The sequence below is a fragment of the Furfurilactobacillus sp. W61-4 genome (assembly GCF_057545565.1).
Genome location: NZ_BAAJNZ010000009.1, coordinates 23,785 through 35,017, shown reverse-complemented (window position 1 = coordinate 35,017; position 11,233 = coordinate 23,785). Strand labels below are relative to the sequence as shown.

General features: G+C 37.5%; 8 protein-coding genes. 6 read left to right on the top strand and 2 right to left on the bottom strand.

Annotated features, from left to right (window positions below; translation table 11 throughout):
* The 5 genes from AC27FN_RS09810 to AC27FN_RS09790 form a co-directional block, all read left to right on the top strand.
* Window positions 1-679 (top strand): C40 family peptidase (locus AC27FN_RS09810; protein ID WP_487167803.1); only part of this gene is annotated, 679 nt, incomplete at its 5' end.
* A 158-nt stretch (window positions 680-837) separates the two neighbouring features.
* A complete protein-coding gene (locus tag AC27FN_RS09805) occupies window positions 838-2,415 on the top strand; it encodes a peptide chain release factor 3 (protein ID WP_487167802.1) in 1,578 nt (525 codons plus the stop codon).
* A gap of 39 nt (window positions 2,416-2,454) precedes the next feature.
* The gene (locus AC27FN_RS09800) at window positions 2,455-4,386 is read left to right on the top strand and encodes a DUF6020 family protein (RefSeq protein WP_487167801.1); all 1,932 of its coding nucleotides are present in this window, start codon (window positions 2,455-2,457) and stop codon (window positions 4,384-4,386) included.
* A gap of 674 nt (window positions 4,387-5,060) precedes the next feature.
* Entirely contained in the window at window positions 5,061-6,128 is a 1,068-nt protein-coding gene (locus AC27FN_RS09795) for an ISL3 family transposase (protein ID WP_487167800.1), read from the top strand.
* A gap of 7 nt (window positions 6,129-6,135) precedes the next feature.
* Window positions 6,136-6,237 carry a transposase gene (locus AC27FN_RS09790; RefSeq protein WP_487167805.1) on the top strand — a complete coding sequence of 34 codons (102 nt, stop codon included), beginning with the start codon at window positions 6,136-6,138 and terminating at the stop codon, window positions 6,235-6,237.
* Window positions 6,238-6,365: 128 nt separating this feature from the next.
* On the opposite strand, the gene AC27FN_RS09785 is transcribed toward AC27FN_RS09790, so the two are convergent.
* Entirely contained in the window at window positions 6,366-8,309 is a 1,944-nt protein-coding gene (locus AC27FN_RS09785) for a DUF6020 family protein (protein ID WP_487167799.1), read from the bottom strand.
* The gene (locus tag AC27FN_RS09780; RefSeq protein ID WP_487167798.1) at window positions 8,306-9,268 is read right to left on the bottom strand and encodes a glycosyltransferase family 2 protein; all 963 of its coding nucleotides are present in this window, start codon (window positions 9,266-9,268) and stop codon (window positions 8,306-8,308) included. The genes AC27FN_RS09785 and AC27FN_RS09780 overlap by 4 nt, the downstream gene beginning before the upstream one ends.
* 229 nt (window positions 9,269-9,497) lie before the next feature.
* On the opposite strand from AC27FN_RS09780, the gene AC27FN_RS09775 reads away from it, so the two are divergent.
* Window positions 9,498-11,168: a hypothetical protein gene (locus AC27FN_RS09775; RefSeq protein ID WP_487167797.1), complete on the top strand. Its 1,671-nt coding sequence runs from the start codon at window positions 9,498-9,500 to the stop codon at window positions 11,166-11,168.
* Window positions 11,169-11,233: the final 65 nt, after the last annotated feature.

Sequence of the window (11,233 nt, the reverse complement as noted above, 5' to 3'; positions counted from 1 at the left end):
CTATACTAACCAGTTTTATTATAACTGGGGTAATATGTATTACTTTGGAAATGACGGTGCTCGCTATACCAACCAGTTCTATTCCAACTGGGGTAACATGTACTATTTCGGTGAAGGCGGTGTCCGCTATACTAACCGGTTCTATTATAACTGGGGCAACACTTACTATTTTGGCGACGGTGGTGTTTTGCTAAAAAATGCAACGCGATGGCTTAGCAGTACGATGTATCATGTCGATAATGACGGTGTTTGGATTGCGACAACCCCCACTATCGAAGCAGTAGTTAACGCCGCTCAAAGCCAAATTGGGCTGGCACCGTATACTTGGGGTGGTGGGAGAACACCGGCCACGATTGCTGCACATAAATTCGATTGTTCTAGCTTTGTACATTGGGTTTTTGCGCAGGTGGGAATCGTACTAGGTAATTACACAAGTGCTACAACGTGGACGCTTGAAGGGTATGGAACGCCCGTTGATTGGGGTCAACTAAGAAGGGGCGATATCTTCTTTATGGATGACAGCAATCATGTAGGCATTTACTTAGGGGATGGTTACTTTATTCACGATTCGCCTAACTCTTCAACGGGTGGCGTTGGGATTAATAGATTGACAGACCAAGTGCCAGATCTGGGGACTTGGGAAGAAATTGCCGATAATATTAATCGGCGCATTGTGTAGTCTCGTTCAAATTAATTAGCAGCAGAAATATATTGGACGTGAAAATAACATTATTTTCACGTCTTTTTTACGGTTTTAAAGAGAGACGTTTTCCGAGTAGTCCTTTTTCTTTAATCACATGGTATGATAGTAGTCGCATATAAAGCGAGGGAGTTTTCATGAATAAAGAAAAATTAAACGAAGCAGTTCGATCACGACGCACTTTTGCAATCATTTCACACCCGGACGCGGGGAAAACCACGATTACTGAACAAATGTTGTTACTTGGTGGCGTCGTTCGACAAGCGGGAACCGTTAAGGGACGTAAAACCGGTAAATTTGCTACATCAGATTGGATGGAGATCGAAAAACAACGTGGAATTTCGGTTACCAGTTCTGTGATGCAGTTTGACTACAATGGCAAACGAATTAATATTTTAGATACTCCTGGACATGAGGATTTTTCCGAGGATACTTATCGAACCTTAATGGCTGTTGATTCAGCAATTATGGTGATTGATTCAGCCAAGGGAATTGAACCACAAACCAAAAAATTATTCCAGATTTGTAAAATGCGTGGCATTCCAATTTTCACCTTTATGAATAAATTGGATCGAGACGGGCGTGAACCACTGGATTTGTTAGCTGAATTAGAGGATGTGCTTGGTGTTGAAACATATCCGATGAATTGGCCGATTGGCATGGGAAAAGGCCTACAAGGTTTATACGATCGTTATAATCAACAGGTTGCTTTGTACCATGCGGATGCGAATGGTCAGCAATATTTACCACTGAATGAAGATGGCGATATTGCTGAGGAAAATGCCTTACATCAGGAATCTATTTGGCGAGACACGCTTGATGAGATTGATTTGATTAACGCAGCCGGCAATGAGTTAGATCAGGAAAAAATCAAAACTGGTGATTTGACGCCGGTGTTTTTTGGGTCCGCTTTGGCTAACTTTGGGGTCGAGACTTTTTTGAAGACTTATCTGGATTATGCACCGCAACCAGCTGAACATGAGACGAAATCCAACAAGTTTGTTGAACCCACTGATGAAAATTTTTCAGGTTTTGTCTTTAAAATTCAGGCAAATATGGATCCCAAGCATCGTGACCGAATTGCATTTGTTCGTATTTGCTCGGGCACATTTGAGCGTGGCATGGACGTGAGTCTGCAGCGAACTGATAAGAAACTTAGATTAAGTAACTCAACCCAATTTATGGCTGAAGAACGAGAGAATGTTCAAACCGCAGTTGCTGGGGATATCATCGGTTTATATGATACAGGTAATTTTCAGATCGGCGACACGATTTATACTGGCAAGGAAGCGATTCAATTTCAAGATTTGCCACAATTTACTCCTGAGTTATTTGTTCGAGTTAACGCCAAAAATGTAATGAAGCAAAAGTCATTTCATAAGGGAATTCAACAACTAGTTCAAGAAGGAGCTGTTCAATTATTTCGCTCGTACACCGCTAATGATTATATTTTAGGGGCGGTTGGACAGCTTCAATTTGAAGTTTTCGAATTTCGAATGAAAAATGAATACAATTCTGAAGTCACAATGGAACCATTGGGGTCAAAGATTGCTCGTTGGATTGAACCGAAACAGTTGGACGAAAAGATGGCTTCAAGTCGCAATATCTTGGTTAAGGATAGTCACGACATGCCACTATTCTTATTTGAAAATCAATTTTCTGAGAACTGGTTCATTCAGAAATACCCAGATGTGAAGTTAACGTCTAAACTGTAAAGATTGATACGTTGCTATAGACTATCGGGAGGTCAACTGATGAATAATTGGTATTGGAAGGACATTAAGTGGATAGTTGTCCTCTTTGGTGGTGTAGTCTCTTTTCCGAATGTATATGTATCTGGAATTAAGGCATTACAGGAGAGAATCAATCCGACAGGGTTGTTTTCTCTAGGTTTATTGTTGGTAGTTATTTTTTTTGCAAAATGGGAGACTAACCATGTTCAATATTTGAAAATAACAGATTATGTGGTTGGCGGTCTTTTATCGTTGTTGATGACAATAACAATTGCAATGAGTTCAATTTCCAGCCAAAATCAGATGGCAATGCCCGGATTTTCTTACTTGTCCGGTGGCTTTTGGAATGCTTTCCTGTCATTTATTTTTTGGATCGCCTTTTCTATACTTTTAACCGCTAGTTTTAGAATAGTAAATCATTATTTGATTCACGCAACGAGTATTGAGAAAACAAGCTCGATTTCTTTTGGAAAAATATGGGTCGGGTTAATAAGTATTTGGATATTCCAAATATGGCCTTGGTTTCCAGGAACAGTGTCTTGGGACGGGTTTAAGCAATTTATGGAATTTGGCCGAGAGCGCGTAAGCATGCTGGATTTTACCTATTATCCAACCAATCATAATCCATGGTTTACAACATTATTTTTTGGCTCAGTTTTTAAAATTGGTCAGCATATTTGGAATGCAAATTTTGGGGTGCTTTTGATTGTTGTGATACAAATTTTGGTAACCTCATTAATCTACGCGCAGATAATCAAATGTGTTGGTGAACAGATTAACAAGTATATAATGTTTGGAGTTTTCATCGTATTTGCGAGTCCGTTATTCGCTTTTTATGCGCAAACTGTCGATAAAAGTACGTTATATTACGCATTCATTGGTGGATTTTCATTGGAGTTAGTTCTTGTTATTGAGAGTATTGTTCATGGTACATTCGAGAATAAGTTCAACAAAAATGTGATGTTGTTAGGAACTTACGGATTCTTGGCAGCGATGTTTAGAAACGATGGTATGTATATTGTGTTGATCTCCTTATTTGCCTCCGTAATATTAACTCTTGGGATTAGACAGAAACATTATTTACCAAAGATTTTAGTTGTTTCGGTGACGGTGTTGGCTCTCATTCTCGGTTGGACCAAAGGTGTTTTACCTGAGCAAAATATTGTGCCAGGCTCTACTGGTGAAGCGATTACTCTGCCAATGAGACAAATTAGCTATCTTTACTTAAAAAATCCTAAATTTTTTTCAGCGCAACAGATTAGAAAGATTAATTCGATTACGCCAGTAAGTAAAATTTCAACGACCTACTCACCATTCAACGCTGACAATCTAAAAGCACTGTATCCAGTGGATACTTTCTTACGGTCGCCTCAAGAGATTAAAGAAATTCAAGATAAAAAAAAGCTTAAAACCGCAACAAAAAAGGTTCGAAAGGAAACTAACAGATACTTAGCCCTCTCTGTTGAAGAGCTATTTAAGCATCCACTATTATCATCTAAAGTGATAATTGCTTCTACAAGTTGGTATTTAAATCCATTCCTAAACGCTGAGAATCGCACATCAGAAATATTTTCGACTTTCCAATATATAAATGCAAATCTATTTCTTCAACCATCTTGGTATCATCACTATCATTATATTTTTCCAAATGATGTTAGAAAGCAATTTCTAGGTTTAATTAGTTGGATCATGAATTCACCACTGTTTGTTATTCTGTTTTCATCTGGATTCGGCATTTGGATGATTGTGATGCTTCTTGTGAGAGAAATTCAAGGTAGAAAAGTAGCTGGCATAATGCTAATGTTGTTTGGACTGCTGATTTGCCTGACGCCACTGCTTTCTCCGGTTAATGGATATGTACGTTATACCATCCCTAATGTGACCATTTTGCCTGCTTTATTAATTGGTGTCACCTTACCAAGTAAAAGGGATGAACTGATGCATCAAAGATGATTGAAAGATATGGGGAATTGCTAATCAAAAATATAACTTTTGTTGGTTTAACAGCGGATCTATAACCTAACGTTTACCAATGATTAGTCTGTGAAATGTTTTTGATTTCGAAGGCTTCAGATTGATAACCCTCTATTGTTGACAATAATAGAATGCATAGAAATTGAATATCCGTAGATGTATCATGTTGAGACATTTCACCAACTTTATCGAACAACCAGTCTTATTTTCATTTAAGCGCATTTTAACCATTCAGTAAAACGTATACTGTAAAGGCAAGCGACTAGGTCAATATTGATACTTAAAATATATATGTATATAAAATGAGATGGTCGCGATTGGATGTAAATGTTAAATTTGTCAAACACCAATACAGAATGGTGAATAAAAATACATGTTATGGTCAGTGAGTCGGGTCCATTTAATTGCCTTCTTTTATAAATGGTACTAGCCAAAAAACCACAGTTCTGGGCGCTACACGTTCTGGTGTTGGTAAAAACCAATACCATTTTTTTGTTCACAAATTTAAGGCAAAATAAAAAGGGCATCATGCCCCTATGCTACGATGTCAGTGACCAAACTAAAGCGAGGTAATCATGATGTCCCAAGTTGATTCTATCCTAGATCTGTTCGGAATAACAGACCCACATTTATAGGTTCTTGATCAGACCAAAGTGTTAGACCGATCTGGTGCCCGTTCCAGGACAGTTCACGTCATTGAAGCGAAGCTATCTTATGACCTCAACCGTTGCCCACTTTGTGGTCAAAACACGTTAATTAAATATGGCACGCATCTGGTCAAAGCTCGCCTCATATCGGTTACCGGTGGTGAGTACCAATTGCGGCTTCATAAGCAACGCTATCGCTGCCGATCCTGTGATCATACCTGTAATGCTCATAGTCCAGAATTACTCGTTAATCACACCATGACCCGTGGCGTTATTTGGCGTATTCGCCAACTGGCTCACGACAACTACACCACCAAACAAATCGGTGAGTTACTCTGTATTTCGGCCAATACGGTTGCCCGGTACTTGTTTGACCTGTCATCACGCAAACGTCGTTTACGTGATTTAGCAGAAAACCTCTGCTTTGATGAGTTTCGTTCCGCTAATGGCTTAATGTCCTTTATTTGTTGTGACGCGGTCACTCATGACTTATTAACGTTGCTTCCTGATCGACAACGCAAAACGATTATCAGTTACTTTACCAATCAGTATGCCCTAACTGAACGCGAACAAGTCAAAACCGTGACGATTGATCTAAATGCAGAATATCAAAGTTTCATTCATGGGCTATTTCCCAATGCAAAAATTGAGATCGATCGTTTTCACTTGGTTCAATTAGCTGGACGCGCCCTAGATCAGATTCGGATCCAAGTACTCCATCAGATGCCGAATCATCGTCAATGCGAATACCGCATTCTCAAACACAATTGGCGTCTCTTTCATCAGCCAGAAGATCACCTTGAGGCTAAGGTGCCCCATTACCAACAGGGCATCAAGGAATACACGACACAACGTTCAGTTATTGGTCTTTCGCTTGATCAAAGTGGGGAACTTCGTGCTGCCTATGAAACTTATCAGATGTTATTAAGCTGTATTCAAAACAAAGACTTCAACCAATTTCAAGCATTTGTGTCAACTTACCACCGTCAATTTAACCAAATGGATACGGTCATCACAACCTTCAGACACAACCAGCAAGCCATCTTCAATAGTCTAACGTTGCCCTTACTCTAATGACCCCATTGAGGGCATTAACCGCAAGATTAAAGCATTAAAGAACCACTGTTATGGTTTTAGAAACTTGAGCCACTTCTTCGTACGCATTCAATTACTTTGTGAATAAAGAAAAGACGCTCCAATTAGCGGCTTTAACTTAAATATTGAACTACCAACACGATTTGACATTGAGCCTAAAAAATAAGATCAACTCTACTTGATTGACGAAGAGCCATTTTCCGTTGTTTAAATTGATCATGAATCGCTTTTTCTGTTGTTTGCGGTGAAAAACATAGAAGATTGGTAGAAGACAAAGGTTAGGAGAATAAAAGGACCACCTAATATTAATGGATACATATATCGTTGGCTACCATTAACAGGAGATACACAATCAACCAAAATTTGTAAAATAAATGGCGCAAGTATAACGATGCCACTAACTGATTTTGCCGATAAAAGTTTTAGTGATATTAGTACTAAAAGCATCAAATAAAATGAGCCTAAAAAGAGAAAGCTAAGACCTGGAAGTGATTTGAGTATACTGATAAACGCTATTAAAGCTTGACGGAAAATAGAACGCTTTTCTTTAGCTCCGATTGTGAAAGTATACGACTTATAGTGGAATTGAAAATCATTAGTTTGTATTTGCAATGGGAAATCGTCTGAAGTGGTATAAATTACCTTATTTTGATTTAAATTGAAATATTCATAGGAACCATTGAGGAAAGCCATGAAATATGTGCTGGGATGACGTAAGAACTGTTCAAACCAGACATGGCGATAATTGACCAGATCCTTGGATGAGACTGTTTTATAGCGATAGACAGTATTATCGTCGTCATTTTTTCTCTTGGCTCCGCTTGACTTGATTGGGTCTGCTACATTTGGATTGTAGTATTTTGATAGTTTAGAATAAATAAAAACTTTGTTTAAAACTTTGCGCTCTCGTGGAGTGACATCTTTAGGGTGAAACCTGACATATCTCGCAGTTTGTTGAAAAGGTATCGAATAAGCTTCAACCGGATCGCCTGGAGTTACGTGAAGTTGCTGTATGGTGATAGAGTAACCAACCTTAAAAATAAGCAACGGTAAAATCAGAACAAGCACTAAGTGAACTAAATTTGAGCGGACATAAATTAAAATAATAACTGCAGTAAACAAGGCGACAATAAAACCATACTTGGAAAAAAATGTCTGAAAAAGAAGATTAATAATTAATTGAATTTTCCAACTAAAAGTTTTTATCGTAGAGTTCGGTTGATGAACCAGTTTAAAAATAAGGATGCTAAACCAGATTAGGGTGATGCTATAAACACTATTTTTAACAATGTACATTGAGTAGAGAGGAAATAATGGAAACCATGCATAAAATGCAACTAAAAAATTTCGATATTTCGTTTTAAGCCCCAATTGACTGAAAAAAATCACTGAATACGTGAAGATCACCACAGCATAGAGCATTTGAACAGTACTTAGAGCAAAAACTCCTAATGCCGGGTGATGAAAAATAGCAGCAACTTTAATAAAGTTGCCATAAAGGAGAGTTAAAAAAATAGGATGATGGTCAGTTAATGTACTCAAACCTGAATGTAGTAGATAATAACTGGTGGGATAGACATTCCGAACATCTATTTTGAAAAATTCAGCTAATTGATTGACAGTATCCCAAGAACCAGTGCCAGGAAATAATATAAGTAAGTATGGAATCCAACATCCAAAGATGATTAAAAAGATTTTCTTAAAGGGCAATGAACAACTATTCGATTCAAAGAGGTTGTTCCTCAAAGTGGATCGGAGAAAATTTTTGATTAAGAGATAAAATATAAACGTAATGCTTAGAAACTTTGTAATCGTTAAAACTGAAGTAGTCGGCGACGAAAATAGTGGGTGTAAAGATTCGGTTAATCTTAAAGAATCACCGGTAATCCAGATTAAAGACAAAAAAATCGATACGAGTATATGGATCAAATAATCTTTGTTCTTGGTTCGATTGTAGGAAGACTGCAGAAGAAAGAAAATGCCAAACGCGCTAAGTAGAAGAGTTAGGTTATTGCCAGAATTAGGCAATGCCTCTTTAAGCTGATTTACAGACCCCGAAGTCGGTGGCGTTAAAGGAACGGGCGCAAGGTTTGCTCCCCATATAACCGCTAAAGAAATGATTAAGTATGAAAGTGAAGTTTTATTGTTTAGCATAATCATTTACCTAAGCCACTGTGATCTCGCTGAAACATTGCGTGAATTTGAATAAGTCGATATTCAAACTCACGTTTTTCTTTTTTTACGATAGAATCAAGGATCAGGCCACTCGTGTAAGATAGTATCCCGGTTAATAGTAAAAATCCACAAACGATTAGCGTTGGAACTTTTTTAACTAAGCCAGTATGAAGGTAGGGAATCCAAACACTTGGGAAAAATAAACCACTAGCAATCAAGATGACTAGGAGTGAAATAATACCAAAAAATTGAAGTGGTCGATAGTCCTTAAAAAGGGAAAAGATTCTGCGTAAGACTTTAAATCCATCTGAATAAGTATTTAATTTTGAAAAGCTATCTGTCGGTCTATCACGATATTCAATTACGTGATTTTCGATACTCATATTATTTTCAATAGCTAGGATACTCATTTCTGTTTCTATTTCAAATCCTTTTGAAAGGACAGGATACGACTTAACGAATTGATAACTAAAGGCACGGTATCCGGTCATGATGTCTTTAATATCGTTTTTAAAAAATAAATTGATGCTTTTCCTAACAACGATATTTCCAATGTTGTGGAAAGGTCGTTTATTTTCCTCAAAGTAACTCGAAGAGAGCCGATCCCCAACGACCATGTCGACATTTTTACCTAAGACTTTTTGAACCATTGCTGGAATCTCTTCAGCTGGATATGTATCGTCACCATCAATCATCACATAACATTCTGCACTAATGTCTCTGAACATGCGGCGGATGACGTTACCCTTTCCTTGCTGGTATTCGTGCCGAGTCACCGCGCCGGCTGCCTTAGCTTCTGAAACCGTGTTGTCTGTTGAATTATTATCATAAACATAGACGACTGTATTCGGTATTTCCTTCGTATTTTGAAGACAATCCGACACAACTTTTCTGATTGTCTTGCCTTCGTTGTAACATGGAATTAAAATGGCCAGTTTATCCAAACTTAAATCCTCCGGAATTTTTGTAATACTGAGTTTATCTTAGCACATTTAATGAAGGTTGATCTTCAGTGTTCGCAAGCTTTTTAAATTTCTTTCAATTATTTCTTTTACTTAATCAATGGATTGGGACGAAATATAATAGTCAGTTTTTTGGAGGACACGCAAACGAACATTTTTGTAGGGTATAATCAAGTATGATTAAAATATTTCAAAATGGGGATGAAAAAAAGTGAGCTCAATCAGGTCAGCGGTCTTACGATTCGTAGATCGTTATTTCGGAATCATAATTACTGTCATTTTTGCCACAATAGTTACATTGCCAGTATTTGTGGATAAAAGTTTTATCATATCTTGGGATGGGCGTTTACATTTAGCAAGATTTGAACAAATATTTGAGGCACTTAGGGCAGGTAGATTACCTCCGCTAGTATCGTTTATTGGTCTGGATAATAAATTGTTAGCCATGTCAGCGATGTATCCATGGCCCACGACACTAATTTTTGTACTTCCCCGGTTTCTTTTTTCAAGCCCTCTAAAGGCATTAGCAATGGGCTTTTGGACGCTAAATCTTATCACAACGATAAATAGTCTTTTATTATGCCGTTACTTCACTAGTAAGCGAATGTTCCAACTTTTTGGGGTCACGATTTACGTGTTTAACGGTTATCATCTTATTTTACTTTATTGTCGAGTTGCAGTAGGAGAAGTATTAGCGTATGCGTTTCTGCCACTTGTCTTGCTGGGATGCCTGGAAATATGGCATCTTTATTTTAAGCAAGGGATACTCTGGCTTGCAATTGGAATGGCAGGAGTTGCAAATAGCCATATGTTAACGTTGATGGAAGTAATACTAATACTGGTACTAAGTGAATTCATCAGAATTTTTAGGCGAAAACTAACGCTAAAAGAATTCACTTCATTAGGAGTGGCGGCTACTTTTGCAATATTGTCTTCCACATATACGCTTGCAAATATTTTAATAATAATTAGAAATAATAAGATCATTGGCCCGTTTAGAGACTTATTGGCCATCGACCCAGTGCTTTCCGGACAGGCGATGATTTCAAACAGTATAGTTGAGAAAGCGCAATATTGGAATCTAGGCCTACCAGTAAGCCTAATATTGATGGGGCTGATGATTCAGTTAATTGGACAACGTCGATTCAAATTATGGGGCGGCTGGCTCATTTTGACTTTGGGTACTTTTTGTTTAACCTTAAATTGGTTTCCTTGGGCAAACATCTCGCAAAGTTGGTTAGGAACTTTTCAATTTTTAGGTAGACTATTAGGAATAGTTGCCTTGTTTACTAGCGTTACTGTTACTTTGTTTGCATTTCAAGAAAATTTAAAAGCAAAGTCAATATGGGGGATTACTGCTGGAGTACTTATTCTGTCGATAAGTTCATTGATCAATTATGATAATTACGCAGTTGTTTCTCAAGAGAATAATCCTCCGCAGCATATGGTTCTGACTGCCAGTAATTATCAAAAACTATTAAGGAAAGATAGTAATCAAATCGGTGATTATCAACCAATTGATGAGGAAACAGCTCAAACGAAAGGTATCCAGATCGTTCCTGAGTTAAGCTTTTATAATAAAGCAACTTTCAACGTTATTTCTAAAGCTCCGAAAGTTACTGCAAATTTACCGATTGCCTTTTACAAAGGCGTTAATTATAGAATTTTGTTAAATGGTAAATCAGTTAGAAATAAGGGGGTAGGGAACTTTCGTTTAAATTTAAACAAGGGTGCCAATCATATTGTCATTTCTTCTATGGCTCCAAAATTTAGTTATTGGTTATTTGCAATGTCAGCGATCGTCTTTGTGATAATGGTCGTTTATGCTTTCAAATTAGGACTTTTTCATCAGCAGCCTTATGATTTGAATTCCATTGAATGATAGACCACATTTTTCTTACTTAATGGGCATTTGTTCAGTAGTTTTCTTAGTAATGATAAAATCAA